Consider the following 20,882-nt stretch of genomic DNA (forward strand, 5'->3'; position numbering starts at 1 on the left):
CTGGTGACGTCCGAAGCTCTTGCACAGCTTGCGTGCGACGATCGTTCCGTCGGCGTTCACAGCAGGGACTCCCTCGTGGTGGGAACGGGCTGGCCCGCCCCGGGCTCTGCCGAGGTGGCGGCCGGGGTCAGCTGCGCCCGGGTCGAGCGGGAGAAACGGCGCTCGATCATGGACTGCGGCACGCTCAGCACCAGCGTCATGATCAGGTACCAGAGGCTGGCCACGATCAGCAGCGGAATCGTCTGGTAGTTGCGGGCGTAGATCGACTGTGCGCTGTTCAGCAGGTCGGCGACGCCGAGCACGCTCACCAGCGAGGTCTCCTTGAGCATGCCGATCACCTGGTTGCCGGTGGCCGGAATGACCGCCGGCATGGTCTGCGGGATGATCACATGCCGGAGCTTGGTGAAGCCTGACATGCCCAGGGACTCCGCGGCCTCGTGCTGTCCGCGGCTGACCGACGCGAACCCGCCACGGATGATCTCCGACATATAGGCGGCCTGGTTCAGCGTCAGCCCCACCACGGCCGCGGTCATCGGTGTCATGATCGCGTTCACGTTCACCGGCGTGGAGATGTCGGTGAACGGGATGCCGATCGAAAGGTTCGGGTACAGCGCCGCGATGTTGAACCAGAAGATCAACTGCACGAGCACCGGCGTGCCCCGGAAGAAGGCGATGTAGAGCTGGGCCAGCCCGGAAATGGGCCGCTGGTGCGACATCCGCATCACCGCCAACACCAGCCCCAAAAGCGTGCCCAGAGCCATGCTCGCCGCGGTCAGAAGCAGCGTGATCAGCAGGCCGTTGAGGATGGTCTGGGTGGTGAAGTAGCTGAACACCACCGGCCAGCGGTAGTTCTCGTTCGTCACCGCGGTCCACACGAGACCGGCGACGATCGCGATCGCGACGGCCCAGGCGACATAGTCGCGCGGACGTTTCGGCGTGATCCGCTTCTTTTCTTCGGCCAGCAGTTGTGACACCGGTCGGCTCCTGGTCTTCGTACCGATCAGATCCGTGGACATGTCAGTCCTGCGGGACGGCCATGGCCGCGGTCTTGATCCCGAGGCCCTTGAGACCCCAGCGGTCCAGCGACTCGGCGTACTTGGGGTCGTCGATGATCGACTGGATGGCGGCCTTGACCGCGGGGGTCAGCGGCGAGTCCTTCTTCAGGGCGAGGGTCGCGGGCTTGGTGGCCACCAGGGGCTTGAGGACGTCGAACGTCTTGGGCTGCTGCTCGGCCGCCCACCCGAGCGCGATGGATTCGTTCATCACCGCGTCGATCCGCTTGGAGACCAGCTGGGTGAGGGCGTCGTTCACGCTGGGCAGGGTCACCGCCTTGATGGCCGGCTTGCCCTTGCTCGTACAGTCCTGCTTGGACAGCTGGGGCAGCCACTGCAGCTCCGCGGTGGTGCCGGAGGCGACAGCCACGCGGTGCCCGCACAGGGTGTGGGTGGTCAGCTTCTGCGGGTTCCCGTAGGGGACGGACACTCCCGTCCCGGAGTTGACGTAGTCGACCATGTCGAGCACCTTCAGCCGGTCCTTCGTGGCGCCCATGGTGGAGGCGGTGAAGTCGTACCGATTGGCCTGCAGGCCGGTGATGATGGTGTCGAACTTGACGTTGTTGATCTGCAGCTTCAGGCCGAGCTTGGCGGCGATCAGCCGGGACATGTCCGGGTTGAACCCGATCGGCGTCTTGTTGTCCGACGCCATGAACGAGGTGGGCGGGTAGGCCAGGTCCATGGCCACCGAGAGCGTGCCCTTGGCCTTCACCGCCGCGGGCAGCAGCTTCACCGCCTTCGCATCCGGCTTCACTCCCACCGAGATGTCGTCGGTGTGCTCGGCCGACGAACCGGACCCCCCGCCCTGCGTCGTGCTCTTCGCCCCCACGTTCTGCCCGGTGCCGCTCGCCCCGCACGCGGCGAGCGCGAGGGCCAGGGCCGTAGTGACGATCGGGACGCTCACGTGCCTGTTGACGTGCATGGCGGCGGCCAGAGCGCCTGCGGTGCGGAATACGGTTGTGCGGCCTGTCCGGTTGCTTTCCATGGCGGTGCCTCCTGGGGAACGCGGGGGATACGGGGATACAGGGGATAGAGGAATCCGGGATGCGGCGACGACGTGCGGATCGGACGGGAGGGACGTCGTCGGTCGGCGCCCGGAAACGCGCAGGGCTCATGGGCGGCCACGCGAGACCGGGCGCCTGCCTGGGAGAAGGTGCTGCGTGAACGGGTGTGCGTCGCGCGTCAGATGCCCAGCATCTGGTTGAGCTCGTTCAGGGACTTGACGGTCACGTAGTCGTAGCCGTGGGTCACCGGGTCGCAGCCGCGGTCCAGGAGGACGAGGTTGCGGAAGCCCATGTCGTGCATCGGCATCAGGTCGTAACGGGTGTGCGAGGAGACGTGCACGAAGTCCTCGGGGGACGCGTCGAGCTGGTCGAGCATGTACTCGAACGCCGCGTACCGGGGCTTGTAGTAGCCGGCCTGCTCAGCGGTGAACACCGCGTGGAAGTCCGCGCCGAGGCGGGGCACGCTCTCCTCGAGGAAGGCGTCTTCGGCGTTGGAGAAGATCACCAGCTTGTAGTTCTCGCCCATCTTCTTCAGCGGTTCCGGCACATCCGCGTGCGGGCCCCAGCTGCGCACGCCGTCGGCGAACCGCTTGCCGGCGTCCGGGGCTGCCTTGATGCCCCACTTGCGGCAGACCCGCTCGAAGGAGTCCTGCAGCACCTGCTCGTAGGGGTAGTACTCGCCGCGGACCTGGTCGTAGCGGTAGCCGCGGAACTCCTTGACGAACTGGTCCCAGTGCTCAGCCGGGACCTGGTCGCCGACGAGTTCACGCGTGATGGGGGTCATCGGCCACTCGATCAACGTGCCGTAGCAGTCGAACGAGACGTACTTCGGGCGGAACTGGAACGAGGGAATGGGCATGGAAGCGCTCACTTTCCTGCTTCGGGGAACTGGTTACGGGCGACACCGTTTCGGGCATGCCCATGACAGGGATGTCGGGGTGGGAGATGATGACGTCGGCGTTCGCCGGGGTCAGGTGGCGTCGACTCGCGCCGGAGCGAGGAAGTCGACGGGGTGGTCGGTGGTGCCGTCGAGCGCCAGGTCGGCGGCGATCTCTCCCATGGCGGGCGAGAGCTTGAAGCCGCTGCCGGAGAATCCGGCCATGACGACGATGTCGTCCTCGCCGGGGAGATGGCCGACGAGCGGGTTTCCGGACTTGGTGTAGCCCTCCATGTAGGCCGACATCCTGATGGGGTCGGGGTTCAGGTCGGGCATGAGTTCACTGATGAGCTCGTGGAAGGTGCCGAGTTCCTCAGGGCGGACCGTACGGTCGAGCCGTTCGGGTTCGGGCACCGGCGCATGGTATTTGAAGGACAGACCGAGCTTGACGGAGATGCCGTCGGGCGACGGGATCCCGAAGCAGTCGTGGGGTGTGCTGCGCACGAAGGAGGGGGCCCCGCCCGCGAACCAGTCGTAGCGGGTGGGCAGGTGCCAGGAACAGACCACCCGGCGGACGTCGACGGTCTGCGGCAGGTCCGCGAGCAGTGTGTTGATCCAGGGGCCCACACTCACCACGGCGGCGTCCACGTGGTCCGTGCCGTGGTCGGTGACGATGTTCACCCCGCCACCGGCCGCGGGAACGACCTCCCGCACCGGGGTGTAGCGGTGCAGACGGGCACCCAGCTGCTCGGCGCGGGCGGCGGCCGCCTGGATGGACGCCTCCGGCCTGATGACGGCGCCCAACCGGTCGAGTACGGCGGTGTGCCCGCCCGGGAGACGATGCTGCGGGTAGCGGCGGGCCAAGGCGTCCCGGTCCAGTGCCTCGTGATCCAGGCCATGGGCGGCGCTGGTGGACAGCAGGAGGCGCATGGCAGGCGAGGCGGTCTCTCCCATCACGAGGCTGCCGCTGCGGCGGCGCAGCTGCCGGCCCGTCTCCGCCTGGAGCTGCTCCCACAGCTCGTCCGCGAGCCGCAGCAGCGGAATGTACCCGGGTTCGCCGAGGTGGGCGGCTCGGAAGATGCGGCTCTCGCCCCCGGCCGCGCCGCGGTCGTGACCCGGCGCGTACCGGTCGTAGCCGATGACCTCGGCTCCGCGGGCGGCCAGTCGCCACATGGCCTGGCTGCCCATGCTGCCGGCGCCGATCACGGCGATGCGCTTCGGGATGCTCATGAGGTCGCTCCTTTCTTCCGGTTGTCTCCCGCTGGGTGGCGTTCACTGTCAGCTCGGGAAAGCTGCAGGTCAATCACTTGTGTGCCACCTTGAGGCAGGGGGAGATGACTCAGAGCAGTTCGATCAGCTGGTCGGTGAACTCGGCGGTGGTCGCCGTTCCGCCCAGGTCACGGGTGCGGATGTCGGTCTTGGCCAGGATCGAGGCGATCGCGTCCGTGATGTCCCTGGCCGCGGCGGGATGGCCGAGGTGGTCGAGCATCATGGCCGCGGACCAGATCGCGCCCAGCGGGTTGGCGATGCCCTGGCCCGCGATGTCGGGTGCGGAGCCGTGCACCGGCTCGAACATCGAAGGGAAGTCCCGCTCGGGGTTGAGGTTGGCCGCCGGAGCGATGCCGATGGATCCGGCGACGGCCGCCGCGAGGTCGCTGAGGATGTCGCCGAAGAGGTTGGAGGCGACGACGACGTCGAAACGGGCCGGGTCGAGGACGAACTTGGCCGCGAGAGCGTCGATGTGCTCCTGGTCCCAGGCGACCTGCGGGAACGAGGCGGCCCGCTCGGTGACGAGCTGGTCCCAGAACGGCATGGTGTGCACGATGCCGTTCGACTTGGTCGCGGAGGTCAGGCGGCCGCCGCGCCGGGAGGCGAGCGTGAAGGCGTAGTCCAGTACGCGTGTGACGCCGGCCCGGGTGAACACGGCCTCCTGCACGGCGATCTCGTCCGGGAAGCCCCTGTTGAGCCGGCCGCCGACTTCGCTGTACTCGCCTTCCGTGTTCTCGCGCACGACGACGACATCGACCTCTCCCGGCCGTGCGCCGCGCACCGGACTGTCGATGCCTTCGAAGACACGGATGGGCCGGAGGTTGACGTACTGGCGGAATTCGCGCCGGATCGGGATCAGCAGCCCCCACAGCGAGACATGGTCGGGCACCCCCGGGTATCCCACCGCGCCCAGCAGGATCGCGTCCTTGTCGCGCAGCTGGTCGATCCCGTCGGCGGGCATCATGGCGCCCTCCCGCAGGTACCGCTCGCACGACCAGTCGTACGACGTGTAGGACAGGTCGAAGCCGTGGCGGCGGCCGACGACATCGAGCACCTGCTGTGCTGGAGGCAGTACCTCGGCGCCGATGCCGTCGCCCGGGATCAGGGCAATGCGGTGGTTCTTCGTCATGCCGACGATTGCAGCAGGGCGGTCCGCAGGGCGTCCAAGACGCAAAGCGGATCTCCCTTATAAGCCGTACCTATCAGCTGTCGGCGGCCGAGGTCGCGGCCGCGACGAACGCCGAGGCTGCGGGCGACAGGCTGCCGCGGCGGGCGACGAGGGCGATGTCCAAGGTGCTCTCCGGCTCGATGTCCAGGACGCGGGCACCCAGCCGCCCGGCGAGGTCCCGCCATGAGTCCGTGACCACCGCGAGCCCGACCCCGGCCAGCACCAGGGGCATCAGCGACACCCGGTGCTCGGTCTCGACCGCGACGGTGAACTCGATGCCCTGCTCTCCCAGCGCGTCGACGTAGGCCCGCATCCCGGTACCCGACTGCCCGACGATCAGCCGCTGTCCCGCAAGCTCCCGGTACTCCACCGCCGTCCGTCCGGCGAACGGGCCGTCGGCCGGCACCACCAGCACAAAACGCTGCCGCCCCAGCGCATAGGAGACGACCTCCTTGTCGGAAAGAGAACCGGCGGACGCCAGGAGCCCCAGCTCCACCGCACCCGTGCGCACCATGTCGATCACATCACGCGACGTGAACGCCGCATTGATCGTCACGGAGACACCGGGATAACGGCGGCTGAAGGCACTCACCAAGCTCGTCAGCGGCTCCACCGCCTGCGACGGCATCGACGCCACATCCAGGCGCCCCTCACGCAGCTCATGCACCGCCGCAACACTCGCCCGCGCCGTCTCCAGACTCCGCACGGCCTCCCGGGCAGGCTCGATCAGGGCCCTTCCTGCCTCCGTCAGCACGGCCCTGCGCCCGATGCGATGGAACAGTTCGGAGCCGAGATCACGCTCCAGCGCCCGCACGGCCTGCGACAGCGACGGCTGGGACACGTACAGAGCCGACGCCGCACGGTTGAACCCCCCACGATCAACAATCGCAAGGAAGTACTCCAGCTGCCGAATGTCCATACGCGCCCTCTGCCCTGGAAGAAATCAACCGACGACTCGATCGGTCCCGACCATGGTGGCGTGAAGGATCGCCTCGACGAAGTACGGACCACCGACGCGCTGGGCGTCATCCTCACCGAAGCGGGGCCACAGCCATCTGAGGCACTCAATGGCTGGCTGCGGCACTCGGTCGCAGCCGTCTCCCGGCCCGAGGCTCGAACAGACACTGAGGGCTTCTCGCATGTGCCGTCACCGACAGGGCCGGTAACTGTCACACTCAATACTGCACCGTCCAGGACGGAACGCTTACGCAAGAGGATGCTCCTCTGGGAATGTTGCGTAGGTTGTTGGAGCGTGCCGGCGATGATGCGGTGGGTGAGCAAGAGTGGCTTCTGCGGCAGCAAGCCGGGGCGGGCCGGGAGACGCGTGCTGGGGAAGCATTTTGTTGAGAACGTCGATAACGGGGCGCGAACACCGGTAGTTCTCGTGTTGGTGATCGGCGTAAGTTTTGCATGCTGAACCGCACCGACGCCGGACCGGTAGATCTTTTGCATCGAGTCGCCGAAGAGGCCGATCACACAGGGGACCTGACCTGCGCCTGCCAGGTGGTCCAACAACAAGGTGTCCTGGTACTCGTCGACGAAGAGATGGGCGGCGATGAGACGGAGGGAGAGTGCAATGACATCGTCGTGGGAGATGCACCCCTCGCTCGGTTTCCGCCCTCGGTCCGAGTACTTGTTGTAGTCGAGGACCTGCTGCCGGAGCTCACGCGGGACAGGCCTGGATAACGCTCCAGAGAAATTCGTGGATGGTGCCGAGTTCGAGGTGACACATCGGACCACCAACCTCCGCGATTTCCGAGGCGGCCCCACCGGCCGCCGCCGCACGCTGGGGTTCGGCCCCGGCCGGCAGCGGAGCCGACCGGGGCGGTCCTGCACACGAAGAGGGGAACTACTCGTCCACGGAGCATGATTTCCATCCCCGTGTCCTATGGGCCACGCGGTGGCCATCGCTGATGGAAAGCGGCCACGGGATCTGGAAACCTACACCCGCTCAGCCGCCGTACGCGCCGGAAGCCGTCAGCCGCAGGGCCGTGTCGATGAGCGGCACGTGGCTGAAGGCCTGGGGGAAGTTGCCCACCTGGCGCTGAAGGCGCGGGTCCCACTCCTCGGCCAGCAGGCCGAGGTCGTTGCGCAGGGACAGCAGCTTCTCGAACAGCTTGCGGGCCTCGTCCACGCGGCCGATCATCGCCAGATCGTCGGCCATCCAGAACGAGCAGGCCAGGAACGCGCCCTCGTCGCCGGGCAGGCCGTCGACGCCCTCGTCGCCGCCCGAGGTCGGGTAGCGCAGGATGAAGCCGTCCGGCGTGGACAGCTCCCGCTGGATCGCCTCGATCGTGCCGATGACGCGCTTGTCGTCCGGCGGCAGGAAGCCCATCTGCGGGATCAGCAGCAGGGAGGCGTCCAGCTCCTTCGAGCCGTAGGACTGCGTGAAGGTGTTGCGCTCCTTGTCGTAGCCCCGCTCGCACACGTCGCGGTGGATGTCGTCGCGCAGCTCCCGCCAGCGCTCCAGCGGGCCGTCCGCGTCTCCGGACTCGATCAGCTTGATCGTGCGGTCGACCGCGACCCAGGCCATCACCTTGGAGTGCACGAAGTGGCGGCGCGGGCCGCGCACCTCCCAGATGCCCTCGTCCGGCTCCTGCCAGTGATCCTCCAGGTAGCGAATCAGCTTCAGCTGGAGCAGCGAGGCGTAGTCGTTGCGCGCCAGACCCGTCATGTGGGCCAGGTGCAGGGCCTCGGTGACCTCGCCGTACACGTCCAGCTGGAGCTGGTGGGCCGCGCCGTTGCCGACCCGGACCGGGGCGGAGTTCTCGTAGCCCGGCAGCCAGTCCAGCTCCGCCTCGCCCAGCTCGCGCTCGCCGGCGATGCCGTACATGATCTGGAGGTTCTCCGGGTCGCCGGCGACCGCCCGCAGCAGCCACTCGCGCCAGGCGCGGGCCTCCTCGCGGTAGCCGGTGCGCAGCAGCGAGGACAGGGTGATGGCCGCGTCGCGCAGCCACGTGTAGCGGTAGTCCCAGTTGCGGACGCCGCCGATGTCCTCCGGCAGGGAGGTGGTCGGCGCGGCGACGATGCCGCCGGTCGGGGCGTACGTCAGGGCCTTCAGCGTGATCAGCGAGCGGACCACGGCCTCCCGGTAGGGGCCGTGGTACGTACAGTGGTCGACCCAGTCGCGCCAGAAGTCCTCCGTCGCCTCCAGCGACTGCTCCGGCTCCGGCAGCGGCGGCGGCTCCTTGTGCGAGGGCTGCCAGGAGATCGTGAACGCGATCCGGTCACCCGGCGCGACCGTGAAGTCCGCGTACGTCGTCAGCGACTTGCCGTAGGTCTCCGCGGATGTGTCGAACCACACGGAGTCGGGGCCGGCGACGGCCACCGTGCGCCCCTCGTGCTTGTGCACCCACGGCACCACCCGCCCGTAGGAGAACCGCATCCGCAGCGCCGAGCGCATCGGCACCCGGCCCGAGACGCCCTCCACGATCCGGATCAGCTGCGGGGCGCCGTCACGCGGCGGCATGAAGTCGGTCACCCGGACCGTGCCCCGCTGGGTGTCCCACTCGGACTCCAGGATCAGCGAGTCGCCCCGGTAGCTGCGCCGAGCGGCGGTGGGGGGCTGCTGATCGGAGGCGTACGCGGGGCCGAGCCGCCAGAAGCCGTGCTCCTCGGTGCCCAGCAGGCCGGCGAAGATGGCGTGCGAGTCGAAGCGGGGCAGGCACAGCCAGTCGACTGTGCCGTCCCGGCAGACCAGGGCAGCGGTCTGCATGTCTCCGATGAGTGCGTAGTCTTCGATGCGCCCGGCCACGTGCAACTCCAGTCGAACGGCCACGTCACCCCACGAGGGGGCTGTCGCTAGTGCGGTCAAGGGGGGTTTCAGCAGGTCTTGCAATGCGTCGTTGAGCCATGAAGCAAAACAGGTCACTCAGCCGTGACGCAAAGCGCCAATTCTTGCTCAACGAACTGACGAGCTCACGTTGTTCCGGTGCTTGCGGGCGGGGGGTGGCGCCGTTGAGCCGGACGGGCTCGGCAGCGAGTGTCCGAGCAGGATACGACGCACGCGGATGATCCGGGTGCCCGTCCAGGCAAGGCGAGTACGCCGAACGAGTGAGCAACGGGTGAGAGACCGGTGAGGGCGATCGCCTCCGTGTCGGGATGTGTGCGGAGCGTGGCCGGAAGCCATCGCCTCGCGGCGCTGATACGCTGGTAGCCCGTGGACCGGTGGGCCCCTTCCCGACAGGGAACCCCCGAACCGCAGCGACGGCGCCCCGGAGATCTCCGGCGGCCAGCCGCACCGCACCCCCAGACCGCGACCACGGGAGCCCCGTCTTGGCCATGCCGCCCGCCGCTTTTCGTAACTCGACGACCAAGCACATCTTCGTCACCGGGGGTGTCGCCTCCTCGCTCGGCAAGGGCCTGACGGCCTCCAGCCTCGGCATGCTGCTCAAGGCCCGGGGCCTGCGCGTCGTGATGCAGAAGCTCGACCCGTACCTCAATGTCGACCCCGGCACGATGAACCCCTTCCAGCACGGTGAGGTGTTCGTCACCAACGACGGCGCCGAGACCGACCTGGACATCGGCCACTACGAGCGCTTCCTCGACCGCGACCTGGACGGATCCGCGAACGTCACCACCGGTCAGGTGTACAACACCGTGATCGCCAAGGAGCGGCGCGGCGAGTACCTGGGCGACACCGTGCAGGTCATCCCGCACATCACCAACGAGATCAAGCACCGCATCCGCCGCATGGCGACGGACGAGGTCGACGTCGTGATCACCGAGGTCGGCGGCACGGTCGGCGACATCGAGTCGCTGCCGTTCCTGGAGACCGTCCGCCAGGTCCGGCACGAGGTCGGCCGTGACAACGTCTTCGTCGTGCATATCTCGCTCCTGCCGTACATCGGCCCCTCGGGTGAGCTGAAGACGAAGCCCACCCAGCACTCGGTTGCGGCCCTGCGCAACATCGGTATCCAGCCGGACGCGATCGTGCTGCGCTGCGACCGTGAGGTGCCCACCGCGATCAAGCGGAAGATCTCGCTGATGTGCGACGTCGACGAGGCCGCCGTCGTGGCCTGCCCCGACGCCCGCTCGATCTACGACATCCCGAAGACCGTGCACGGCGAGGGCCTGGACGCCTACGTCGTGCGCAAGCTGGACCTGCCGTTCCGGGACGTCGACTGGACGACCTGGGACGACCTGCTCGACCGTGTCCACAACCCCGACCACGAGATCACCCTCGCCCTGGTCGGCAAGTACATCGACCTGCCCGACGCCTACCTGTCGGTGACCGAGGCGCTGCGCGCCGGCGGCTTCGCCAACCGGGCCCGCGTGAAGATCAAGTGGGTCACCTCCGACGACTGCAAGACCCCGGCGGGCGCCGCCCAGCAGCTCGGCGACGTCGACGGCATCTGCATCCCCGGCGGCTTCGGCGAGCGCGGCGTGACCGGCAAGGTCGGCGCCATCCGCTATGCCCGTGAGAACAAGGTGCCACTGCTCGGTCTCTGCCTCGGCCTCCAGTGCATCGTGATCGAGGCCGCGCGCAACCTGGCCGACATCTCCGACGCCAACTCCACCGAGTTCGACCCCGCCACCGGGCACCCGGTCATCTCCACCATGGCCGAGCAGATGGACATCGTCGCCGGTGACGGCGACATGGGCGGCACCATGCGGCTCGGCATGTACCCGGCGAAGCTGGCCGAGGGCTCGATCGTGCGCGAGGTCTACGACGGCAAGGAGTACGTCGAGGAGCGCCACCGGCACCGCTACGAGGTGAACAACGCCTACCGCGCCGAGCTGGAGAAGCAGGCGGGCATCCTGTTCTCCGGCACCTCTCCGGACGGCAAGCTCGTCGAGTACGTCGAGTACCCGCGCGACGTCCACCCGTACCTGGTCGCCACGCAGGCCCACCCGGAGCTGCGCTCGCGCCCGACGCGTCCGCACCCGCTGTTCGCCGGGCTCGTCAAGGCCGCGGTCGAGCGGAAGATTTCGAAGTAACACACCAGTTGTACGGTGGCCGGGGTGCATCCCTTCAAAGGGTGTGCACCCCGGTTTCTTTTCGGCAGGTCGCGCGGCACGTGGAAGGACAGGCATGACGATCAAGGACACCCCGGAGGCGTGGGAGATCCGGGCGACTCAGACCCCCTTCGTGGGCAACAAGACCTCCGTGCGCACCGACGACGTGGTCATGCCCGACGGCACCGTGGTCGGCCGCGACTACCAGGTCCACCCCGGCTCCGTGGCCGTCCTGGCCCTCGACGAGGCCGACCGCGTCCTGGTCCTGCGCCAGTACCGCCACCCCGTGCGCCACAAGCTGTGGGAGATCCCGGCCGGACTGCTCGACGTCCCCGGCGAGAACCCGCTGCACGCCGCGCAGCGCGAGCTGTACGAGGAGGCGCACGTCAAGGCCGAGGACTGGCGGGTGCTGACGGACGTCTACACCACGCCGGGCGGCTGCGACGAGGCGGTCCGGATCTTCCTCGCGCGCGATCTGTCGGAGGCCGAGGGCGAGCGCTTCGCGGTCGAGGAGGAAGAGGCCGACATGGAACTCGACCGGGTGCCGGTCGAGGACCTCGTCCGGGGCGTGCTGGCCGGCGAGCTCCACAACAACTGCCTCGTCGTGGGCGTCCTGTCCCTGGTCGCCGCGCGGGGCGGCGACGGCCTGGACGCCCTGCGCCCGGCCCAGGCACCGTGGCCGGCGCGCCCGTTCGAGGCGTAGCGCTCCGCGAGGGGTGCCGCGCGTGTTGTCGGGCGGGTGCGGCACCGTCGTGGCCGGCCGCGCGGTTCCCCGCGCCCCTGGAGGCGCGACCCTGACGCGGTCAGTCCTACGATCTGCTGATCCGATCGGGGGATGCGCCCGCCGTGCCCGCCGTGCTCCTCCGGGGACGTTGCAGAGCGTGAACTAGGCTCTGTGGCACGCCCGAACCGGAGTCCCGGCGGGCTTGCGTGTGCGGTGGGACGGGAGTGTGGCCCGTGGCGGATCAGGTCGTGGAGACAGGCGACGTGCGGCCGGCCGGGCGCGCTGCCGGGGAGATCGAGTTCCTGGGCCGCACACGGGAATTGAAGGAGCTGCGCGCCGACATCGAGCGCGCCGGACTGGACACCCTGGCAGGCCGCAAAGCCCCTCGCGCACGTGTGCTGCTCATCGCGGGACGACCCGGCTCGGGCCGCACCGCACTCGCCGAGGAACTCGTACGGCAGGTCGCGGACCGTTACCCCGACGGGGTACTGCGTGCCCGCCTCACCGACCTCGACGGCACCCCCGTACCCGTCGGGCGCGCCGCCCGGGACCTTCTCACCGCCCTGGACGAGCAGGCCCCGGCCGGGGCCTGCGAGGACGATCTCACCGACGCCCTGCGCACCGCCCTGGCCGCCCGCCGCACCCTGCTCCTGCTGGACGACGCGGCCGACGCCGAGCAGGTCGACGCCCTGCTGCCCGACACCCCGGACTGCCTGGTCGTGGCGGTCTCCGAGGGGCCGCTGACCGGCATCTCGGACGTCCGCCCCTGCACCCTGGGCGGTCTGGACGCCAAATCCGGGGTGGAGCTGCTGACCCGGTACACCGGTTCGGTCCGCATCACCGTCGACCCCCGGGCCGCCGAGGGCCTCGCCGAGGAGTGCCAGGGGCAGCCCGCCGCGTTGATGCTGGCGGGCGGCTGGCTCGCCGCCCGCCCCAAGGCCGCCGTCTCCGACCTCGCCAAGCAGCTGCGCGCCGAGGACACCGAGGGCACCGCGCTGACCCGGGTCTTCCGGCTCGCCCACGCCGCCCTGCCCACGACCGCCGCCCGGATGCTGCGCCTGCTCGCCCTCGCCCCGGCCGGACTGGTCGACCCGCAGACCGCCTCCGCGCTCGTCGGCTGCTCGGTCGGCAGGGCCCGCACCACCCTGGACGACTTCGTCGCCCTCGGCTTCCTGCACGCCGTGGACTCCCCGCTGCCGCAGTACGAGGTGCCCGGCTGTCTGCACCCCCAGCTGAGGATCCTCGCCGAGCACCACGAGCGCCCGGCCGAACTCCAGCTGGCCCGCGCCCGCATGCTGGAGCGGACCGTACGGCTGCTCCAGGCCTGCCGGGCGATCACCGAGACCGACAGTCCCACGGCACGCCAGAAGCTCCTCGACATGCCGCGCGCCCTGCGCTTCCCCACCCCCAGGGCGGCCGCCGACTGGCTGCGCCTGACCCGGCCCGCCCTGCTCGCCTCGGCCAGGCTCGCGGTCGCCGACGGGGAGCTGGACACCCTGGCCCGACGGCTGATGTCGCAGCTGGTGCGGGCCATGGCGGCCCACGTCGGCACTCAGGCCGCCGCGCCCGACCTCTACGACATCCACCGCATGGTCCTCGACGTCGCCGAGCGCCGGAAGCTGCCCCGCGAGCGTGCCGCCGCCCTGCTGAACCTCGGCGACCTCGACGCCCGCACCGGCCGCACGGCCGACGCCCTGGCGCGTTACCGGGCCGCACTGGATGCCGGACGCGAGGTGAACGACCCGTACGCGACCGGCCGCGCGATGGAATCCGTAGGGGGCGCCCACCTGGAGCTCGGCGACTTCGACCGGGCCGCCGACTGGTTCGGCCGCGCCCTGGTCGAGCGGCTCGCCCGGGGCGAGCGTGCCGAGGCCGCCCGGCTCTACGGGCGGATCGCCGCCGCCCACACCTTCGCGGGCCGCTACGGCGAGGCCTTGCGGAACTGGCGCGCGGCGGTCGCCGGGCACCGCAAGAACGGCGATGTGGCCGCTCAGGCGCGGGCCCTGAGCGAGCTGGCGCGGGTCCAGGAGTACGCGGGCCGCCCCGAGGAGTCGTTGCGCACCTGCCGGGAGGCCGTGGAGTGGGCGCGGCGCGCCGAGGACCCGCGGCTGCAGGCCGCCCTGCATCTGCGGGTCGCCGACACCCTCGAACACCTGGGTGATCCCGCGTCGGCAGGGCTGCACCGGGGCGCCGCCGAGCGGATCCTGGGCGACTCGAACCTGCAAAATGACCCCGACGCCTGCGAAATCCGTACCGCATCCGCAGAAGATTGATGCAATGAAAGGCTAGACAGCGAGAACACCTTCATTAAACTGGCTCTGCCGCACGTTCTCCTGCGGTCTCTCCCGGTGTGCCCGTGCGTGCCCGGGTATGTCTAAGAAGTACCCCCCCCATACCCTCTGAGCCAAGGACCGTGATCGACGTGAAGGTCGGCATCCCCCGCGAGGTCAAGAACAACGAGTTCCGGGTGGCCATCACCCCCGCCGGTGTGCACGAGCTGGTGCGCCATGGCCACCAGGTCGTCGTCGAGCGCGACGCCGGCGTCGGCTCCTCGATCACGAACGAGGAGTACGTCGCCGCGGGTGCGCAGATCCTGGACACCGCCGACGAGGTGTGGGCCGCCGCCGACCTGCTGCTGAAGGTCAAGGAGCCCATCGCCGAGGAGTACCACCGCCTCCGCAAGGACCAGACGCTCTTCACCTACCTGCACCTGGCCGCCTCCAAGGAGTGCACGGACGCCCTCCTGGAGTCCGGCACCACCGCGATCGCCTACGAGACCGTCGAGCTGCCCAGCCGCGCGCTGCCGCTGCTGGCCCCGATGTCCGAGGTCGCGGGCCGGCTGGCTCCGCAGGTCGGCGCCTACCACCTGATGCGCGCCAACGGCGGCCGCGGCGTGCTGCCCGGCGGTGTCCCCGGCGTGCTGGCCGGCCGGGCCGTCGTGATCGGCGGCGGCGTCTCCGGCTGGAACGCCGCGCAGATCGCCATCGGCATGGGCTTCCACGTGACCCTGCTCGACAAGGACATCAACAAGCTCCGCGAGGCCGACAAGATCTTCGGCACGAAGATCCAGACCGTCGTCTCCAACGCCTTCGAGCTGGAGAAGGCCTGCCTGGAGGCCGACCTCGTCATCGGCGCGGTGCTGATCCCCGGCGCCAAGGCCCCGAAGCTGGTCACCAACGAGCTCGTCTCGCGGATGAAGCCCGGAAGTGTCCTTGTCGACATCGCGATCGACCAGGGCGGCTGCTTCGAGGACTCCCGTCCGACCACCCACGCCGAGCCGGCCTTCCGGGTCCACAACTCGGTCTTCTACTGCGTCGCCAACATGCCCGGCGCGGTGCCGAACACCTCCACCTACGCGCTGACCAACGCGACGCTGCCGTACATCGTCGAGCTGGCCAACCACGGCTGGGTGGGCGCCCTGCGCCGCGACCCCGCGCTGGCCAAGGGTCTCAACACGCATGACGGCAAGGTCGTTTACCGCGAGGTCGCGGAGGCGCACGGCGTGGAGCACGTGGAGCTCGCCTCGCTGCTCGGCTGAGCCTGCACAGCCGCAAAGTCGGCTAAGTGACCAACCGGCAAAGGCGATAGGTCAACACGGCCCGTCAACGCCGCGCACCCGGCCGGACCTTGCCCGACGAGGTCCGGCCGGATGTGTGTATGGTCACTTCGCGATTCTCGAGCAACTCGCCTCGAACGTAACCCTTCAACCGATTCGCACACCGGTGAAACCTGCCGTGCGACGGCCGTACGCCCTTGACAGCCGGATGTTTCATTGCCGACACATCGGGCCGGGTCCGGCGGATTGTGTTGCTGTGGACGCCCGACACGCCATAGAGTCGCCAATCGTCGGCATGGTGCCACGCTGACCTGTCTAGAAGTTTCCTGGTCACCAAGGAGGTAAGACGACTTGTGAATGAGTCGACATTTACTCCCGGGGGTGGTCAACCAGGAATGCCTGCACGGGACCAGGGTCCCGCGGGGTTCGAGGCTGTCGGCTCCGTCGCTGTGCGCACCTTCGCAGCCCACCAGAGTCAGCAGGCGACTCACACAGCACACCAGAAGATGGATGGCCATCACGTGAACGCCATGGCCGGCGACGGAAGTGGCGCGCCCCACAACCACTTCGCCGACTACGACGAACTGCCCGAGGGGCACTTCTACGACCCCGACGCGGAGTACGAGCCCGACCCCGAGTACGCGGCCACTCTCGCGCCCGACGCGGCCAGACAGCGCCGGGAGCGGGTCGGCCCGACCGGGCGTCCGCTTCCCTACTTCCCGATCCCGGGGCCGCTGCCCGATCACGGCCCCGCGAAAATCATCGCGATGTGCAACCAGAAGGGCGGCGTCGGCAAGACCACGTCGACCATCAACCTGGGTGCCGCGCTCGCGGAGTACGGACGCCGGGTCCTGCTCGTGGACTTCGACCCGCAGGGCGCGCTGTCGGTCGGACTCGGTGTCAACCCGATGGAACTCGACCTCACCGTCTACAACCTGCTCATGGAGCGGGGGATGGCGGCCGACGAGGTGCTGCTGAAGACGGCGGTCCCCAACATGGACCTGCTGCCCAGCAACATCGACCTGTCGGCGGCCGAGGTCCAGCTGGTCTCCGAGGTCGCCCGTGAGTCGACGCTGCAGCGCGCCCTGAAGCCGCTGCTGCCCGACTACGACTTCATCGTCATCGACTGCCAGCCCTCGCTCGGCCTGCTCACGGTGAACGCCCTGACGGCCGCGCACAAGGTGATAGTGCCTCTGGAGTGCGAGTTCTTCGCGCTGCGCGGTGTGGCCCTGCTGACGGAGACCATCGAGAAGGTCCAGGAACGGCTCAACCCGGAGCTGGAACTCGACGGGATCCTCGCCACGATGTACGACTCGCGCACGGTGCACAGCCGTGAGGTGCTCGCGCGGGTGGTCGAGGCGTTCGACGACCACGTCTACCACACGGTCATCGGACGCACGGTGCGCTTCCCGGAGACCACGGTCGCCGGTGAGCCGATCACCACGTACGCCTCCAACTCCGTCGGTGCCGCCGCCTACCGCCAGCTCGCCAGGGAGGTGCTCGCCCGGTGTCACGCCGAGTGAGTCTGCCGGGGGCCGACGAACTCTTCCGTACGACAGGGGGGATGGCGCTTCAGTCGTCCCAACCCAGGCGTCAGGCCAACGGCGACGCCCGGGTGCCCGCTCCGGCGGGGGAGGGCGACGCGGCGGCGGCCGCCGAGGACGCGCCGCAGTCGGTGCCCGCACAGGGCGGTGACGGCGAGGGCGCCGAGCACGTCGCGGCGGATGCGGAGCCGGCCGAGGCCGGGGAGGCCCACAGCCGTTCCGCGGCCGCCGAGCGCTCCGGCTCCGCCCGTCGGCAGGCGGCGCAGGAAGGTTCTGCCGCCGGGGCCGCCGGGGCCGCGTCCCGCAAGCGCGGGCGGAACGCCTCGCGCCGTCCCAGCGGGCGTGAGCGGCACGACGAGAAGATCACGGTGTACGTGTCGGCCGAGGAGCTCATGGACCTCGAGCACGCCCGTCTCGTGCTCCGCGGCGAACACGGCCTGGCCGTCGACCGCGGGCGCATCGTCCGCGAGGCGGTCGCCGTGGTGCTCGCCGACCTGGAGACCCGGGGAGACGCCAGCATCCTCGTACGACGACTGCGCGGGCGGTAGCGGTAGCCTGCGGGGGCCATGACCTCGAACGTTTCTCCACCTCCCGCCGGCGGCCGGTCCGGCCGCCGGCGTGCGCTGGGGAGGGGACCGGCGACTCCGCCGGTCGAGCCACCCTGGCCTCCCGAGGAGGTGGACGGGACAGCTCCGCCGGCTGAGCCCGCCGAGGCGACGGAGTCGACCAAGCCGACGCAGACGGTCCGGCCCGGAGTTCCGGCCGCGGGCGCGGCGGCAGAGGACGCGGTCCGGACGGACACCGGCCCGGCCGGGGCTTCCTCGGCCGAGTCCATGGAAGCTGCCGTGCCGACGGAGGCCGGGGCGCGTCTCGCGCGCGTGAGTGAGGCAGCGGTATCGCCGGGCGCCGTGGAGCCTCCGGTCTCGCCTGCCGAGTCGTCGCAGCCGGTCCGGCCGGCGGTCGTGGACGAGCCGGGCACGCCGTCAGCCGAGGCGGCTCCCGTGGCTCAGGTGGCCGGGGCCGCGGACTCCTCCGGGGCCGGCCCGGGCCCCGCGCCCCGGGCCGGTGAGCCCAGGGCGGCCGACGACGGGGTCTTCAAGGTCCGGCTCGCCAACTTCGAGGGGCCCTTCGATCTGCTGTTGCAGTTGATCTCGCGGCACAAGCTGGATGTCACCGAGGTCGCACTGTCGAAGGTGACCGACGAGTTCATGGCGTACATCCGGGCGATGGGACCGGACTGGGACCTGGACGAGACGACCGAGTTCCTGGTCGTCGCCGCCACCCTGCTCGACCTGAAGGCCGCGCGGCTGCTGCCCGCCGCCGAGGTGGAGGACGAGGGCGATCTCGCGTTGCTCGAAGCGCGGGACCTGTTGTTCGCCCGGCTGCTGCAGTACCGCGCGTACAAGCAGATCGCCGACATCTTCAGCGGACGGCTCGACGACGAGGCCCGGCGCTACCCCCGGACCGTCGGGCTGGAGGCGCACCATGCCGAGCTGCTGCCCGACGTCGTCATCAGCATCGGCGCGGAGGGCTTCGCGAAGCTCGCCGTGAAGGCCATGCAGCCCAAGCCCAAGCCGCAGGTCTACGTCGACCACATCCACGCCCCGCTGGTCAGCGTGCAGGAACAGGCGCAGATCGTCGTGGCCCGGCTCCGACAGCTCGGCGAGGCCAGCTTCCGCGCCCTCGTGGAGGACACCGACGACACCCTGACCGTCGTGGCGCGCTTCCTCGCCCTGCTGGAGCTGTACCGGGAGAAGGCCGTGGCGCTGGAGCAGGAGGCCGCGCTCGGGGACCTGCTCGTGCGGTGGACCGGCGGGGACGGGGACGAGACACCGACCGTCACCGACGAGTTCGACCGGCCGCCCGAGCCGCCGAAGGAGGAGAAGAAGGCGTGAGCGAGCGAACGACCGATCTGCCGGCCGGGCTGAGTACCGTCGCCGGCCTCGACCTCAAGCCGGCCCTGGAGGCCGTCCTCATGGTCGTGGACGAGCCCGCGACCGAGGAGCACCTCGCGAAGATACTGGAGCGGCCCAGGCGGCAGATCGCGGACGCCCTGCGCGAGCTCGCCGACGAGTACACCGTGCAGGGCCGCGGCTTCGAGCTGCGCTACGTCGCGAACGGCTGGCGCTTCTACACGCGGGCCGCGTACGCCCCGGCCGTCGAGCGCTTCGTGCTGGACGGCCAGCAGGCCCGCCTCACCCAGGCCGCTCTGGAGACCCTGGCCGTCGTCGCCTACCGGCAGCCGGTCAGCCGCAGCCGGGTCTCGGCCGTGCGCGGAGTCAACTGCGACGGCGTCATGCGCACCCTCCTCCAGCGCGGTCTGACAGAGGAGGCGGGCACGGAACCCGAAACAGGTGCGATCCTGTACAGGACGACGAACTACTTCCTGGAGCGGATGGGCCTGCGCGGTCTGGACGAGCTCCCGGAGCTCGCGCCCTTCCTCCCGGAGGCGGAGGCGATCGAGGCCGAGACCCAGGAGGGCGTACCGTCGTTCGACCCGGACGCGCCTGACGACGACGTGCCGGGCCGCCCGGTGAGCCCGGGGACCCACGACGAAGACGACCAGACGGAACTTTGATGCGAAGCAGCAGCGGCAGGAACAGCAGCGGAAACAACGGCGGGAGCCGTGGTGGCAACAGCGGCGGCCGCGGCGGGAGTGGTGGTGGTCGCGGCAACTTCCGCGGCGCCGGCAACAACCGCGACGACAAGCAGGGCAGTGGCCGTCCGAAGAAGCCGCGCCCGGAGGAGCGCCGCTACGACGTCGGCCCCGGGGCGACGAAGGACGGCCCCAAGGCCGGGCGCGGCGGCGCCGCGCGCGGCGGCGCCAAGGGCGGGCCCAAGCAGCCCCAGAAGCAGGGGCGCTCGACCCCGGCGCGCCCGCGTGAGTACGACGCGCAGGTCGAGGAGCGCAACCGCGACCGGTACGCCGGGAAGAAGGAGGTCAAGCTCCCGAAGACCTTCCCCGGCGCCGAGCAGGAGGGCGAGCGGCTGCAGAAGGTCCTCGCCCGCGCGGGCTTCGGCTCCCGGCGCGCCTGCGAGGAGCTGATCGAGGAAGCCCGGGTCGAGATCAACGGCGAGATCGTCCTGGAACAGGGCCGGCGGGTCGACCCGGAGAAGGACGAGATCAAGGTCGACGGCCTGACCGTCGCCACGCAGCGCTTCCAGTTCTTCTCGCTGAACAAGCCCGCCGGTGTCGTGTCGACCATGGAGGACCCGGAGGGCCGGCAGTGCCTCGGTGACTACGTCACCAACCGCGAGACCCGGCTCTTCCACGTCGGCCGGCTCGACACCGAGACCGAGGGCGTCATCCTGCTCACCAACCACGGTGAGCTGGCGCACCGCCTGACCCACCCGAAGTACGGCGTGAAGAAGACCTACCTCGCGCACATCGTCGGCCCCATCCCGCGCGACCTGGGCAAGAAGCTCAAGGACGGCATCCAGCTGGAGGACGGCTACGCCCGCGCGGACCACTTCCGGGTCGTCGAGCAGACCGGCAAGAACTACCTGGTCGAGGTCACCCTCCACGAGGGCCGCAAGCACATCGTGCGCCGGATGCTCGCGGAGGCCGGCTTCCCGGTCGACAAGCTGGTGCGGGTCGCCTTCGGCCCGATCACCCTCGGCGACCAGAAGTCGGGCTGGCTGCGGCGGCTGTCCAACACCGAGGTGGGGATGCTGATGCAGGAGGTCGACCTCTAGGGATCGATCGTCCGAGAGGGCTTGTGAGTGACTC

16 protein-coding genes are annotated in these 20,882 nt (G+C 69.7%); 9 read left to right on the forward strand and 7 right to left on the reverse strand.

Annotation, left to right across the window (positions count from 1 at the left end):
• Window positions 1–56: 56 nt before the first annotated feature.
• The 7 genes from ACIRDU_RS24525 to ACIRDU_RS24555 all read right to left on the reverse strand — a co-directional run bounded on the left by ACIRDU_RS24525 (window position 57) and on the right by ACIRDU_RS24555 (window position 9,124).
• Window positions 57–1,016 (reverse strand): amino acid ABC transporter permease, encoded by a 960-nt coding sequence (locus ACIRDU_RS24525; protein ID WP_403582645.1) that lies wholly within the window; start codon window positions 1,014–1,016, stop codon window positions 57–59.
• Window position 1,017: 1 nt separating this feature from the next.
• Complete coding sequence (locus tag ACIRDU_RS24530) at window positions 1,018–1,956, reverse strand: ABC transporter substrate-binding protein (protein WP_403582648.1); 939 nt, start codon at window positions 1,954–1,956, stop codon at window positions 1,018–1,020.
• A gap of 278 nt (window positions 1,957–2,234) precedes the next feature.
• Window positions 2,235–2,915, reverse strand: a complete 681-nt coding sequence (locus ACIRDU_RS24535; RefSeq protein ID WP_403582651.1) for a haloacid dehalogenase type II — start codon at window positions 2,913–2,915, stop codon at window positions 2,235–2,237.
• A gap of 111 nt (window positions 2,916–3,026) precedes the next feature.
• Window positions 3,027–4,163, reverse strand: a complete 1,137-nt coding sequence (solA, locus tag ACIRDU_RS24540; RefSeq protein ID WP_403582654.1) for an N-methyl-L-tryptophan oxidase — start codon at window positions 4,161–4,163, stop codon at window positions 3,027–3,029.
• Window positions 4,164–4,272: 109 nt separating this feature from the next.
• The gene (locus ACIRDU_RS24545) at window positions 4,273–5,331 is read right to left on the reverse strand and encodes a tartrate dehydrogenase (RefSeq protein ID WP_403582657.1); all 1,059 of its coding nucleotides are present in this window, start codon (window positions 5,329–5,331) and stop codon (window positions 4,273–4,275) included.
• Window positions 5,332–5,404: 73 nt separating this feature from the next.
• On the reverse strand, window positions 5,405–6,289 hold the full coding sequence (locus tag ACIRDU_RS24550; RefSeq protein WP_403582660.1) for a LysR family transcriptional regulator: 885 nt from the start codon (window positions 6,287–6,289) through the stop codon (window positions 5,405–5,407).
• A 1,032-nt stretch (window positions 6,290–7,321) separates the two neighbouring features.
• On the reverse strand, window positions 7,322–9,124 hold the full coding sequence (locus tag ACIRDU_RS24555) for a glycoside hydrolase family 15 protein (RefSeq protein ID WP_403583214.1): 1,803 nt from the start codon (window positions 9,122–9,124) through the stop codon (window positions 7,322–7,324).
• Window positions 9,125–9,651: 527 nt separating this feature from the next.
• Here ACIRDU_RS24555 and ACIRDU_RS24560 point away from each other — a divergent pair.
• The 9 genes from ACIRDU_RS24560 to ACIRDU_RS24600 all read left to right on the forward strand — a co-directional run bounded on the left by ACIRDU_RS24560 (window position 9,652) and on the right by ACIRDU_RS24600 (window position 20,848).
• A complete protein-coding gene (locus tag ACIRDU_RS24560) occupies window positions 9,652–11,310 on the forward strand; it encodes a CTP synthase (RefSeq protein WP_403583217.1) in 1,659 nt (552 codons plus the stop codon).
• A 94-nt stretch (window positions 11,311–11,404) separates the two neighbouring features.
• Window positions 11,405–12,031 (forward strand): NUDIX domain-containing protein, encoded by a 627-nt coding sequence (locus tag ACIRDU_RS24565; protein ID WP_390991980.1) that lies wholly within the window; start codon window positions 11,405–11,407, stop codon window positions 12,029–12,031.
• A gap of 254 nt (window positions 12,032–12,285) precedes the next feature.
• Window positions 12,286–14,325, forward strand: coding sequence for a tetratricopeptide repeat protein (locus tag ACIRDU_RS24570; RefSeq protein ID WP_403582663.1), 2,040 nt, complete (start codon window positions 12,286–12,288; stop codon window positions 14,323–14,325).
• A gap of 140 nt (window positions 14,326–14,465) precedes the next feature.
• A complete protein-coding gene (gene ald / locus ACIRDU_RS24575) occupies window positions 14,466–15,590 on the forward strand; it encodes an alanine dehydrogenase (protein ID WP_403582666.1) in 1,125 nt (374 codons plus the stop codon).
• A gap of 413 nt (window positions 15,591–16,003) precedes the next feature.
• Window positions 16,004–17,131 (forward strand): ParA family protein, encoded by a 1,128-nt coding sequence (locus ACIRDU_RS24580; protein ID WP_283973253.1) that lies wholly within the window; start codon window positions 16,004–16,006, stop codon window positions 17,129–17,131.
• Complete coding sequence (locus ACIRDU_RS24585; protein ID WP_403582670.1) at window positions 17,116–17,700, forward strand: hypothetical protein; 585 nt, start codon at window positions 17,116–17,118, stop codon at window positions 17,698–17,700. The genes ACIRDU_RS24580 and ACIRDU_RS24585 overlap by 16 nt, the downstream gene beginning before the upstream one ends.
• Before the next feature lie 285 nt (window positions 17,701–17,985).
• Entirely contained in the window at window positions 17,986–19,047 is a 1,062-nt protein-coding gene (locus tag ACIRDU_RS24590; RefSeq protein WP_403583220.1) for a segregation/condensation protein A, read from the forward strand.
• Window positions 19,044–19,730 (forward strand): SMC-Scp complex subunit ScpB, encoded by a 687-nt coding sequence (gene scpB / locus ACIRDU_RS24595; protein WP_403582672.1) that lies wholly within the window; start codon window positions 19,044–19,046, stop codon window positions 19,728–19,730. The genes ACIRDU_RS24590 and scpB overlap by 4 nt, the downstream gene beginning before the upstream one ends.
• A complete protein-coding gene (locus tag ACIRDU_RS24600; RefSeq protein ID WP_403582675.1) occupies window positions 19,730–20,848 on the forward strand; it encodes a pseudouridine synthase in 1,119 nt (372 codons plus the stop codon). The genes scpB and ACIRDU_RS24600 overlap by 1 nt, the downstream gene beginning before the upstream one ends.
• The last annotated feature ends 34 nt before the right edge of the window (window positions 20,849–20,882 follow it).

The organism is Streptomyces sp. NPDC093598 (assembly GCF_044764825.1).
In the GTDB taxonomy this organism is placed as follows: Bacteria; Actinomycetota; Actinomycetes; order Streptomycetales; family Streptomycetaceae; genus Streptomyces.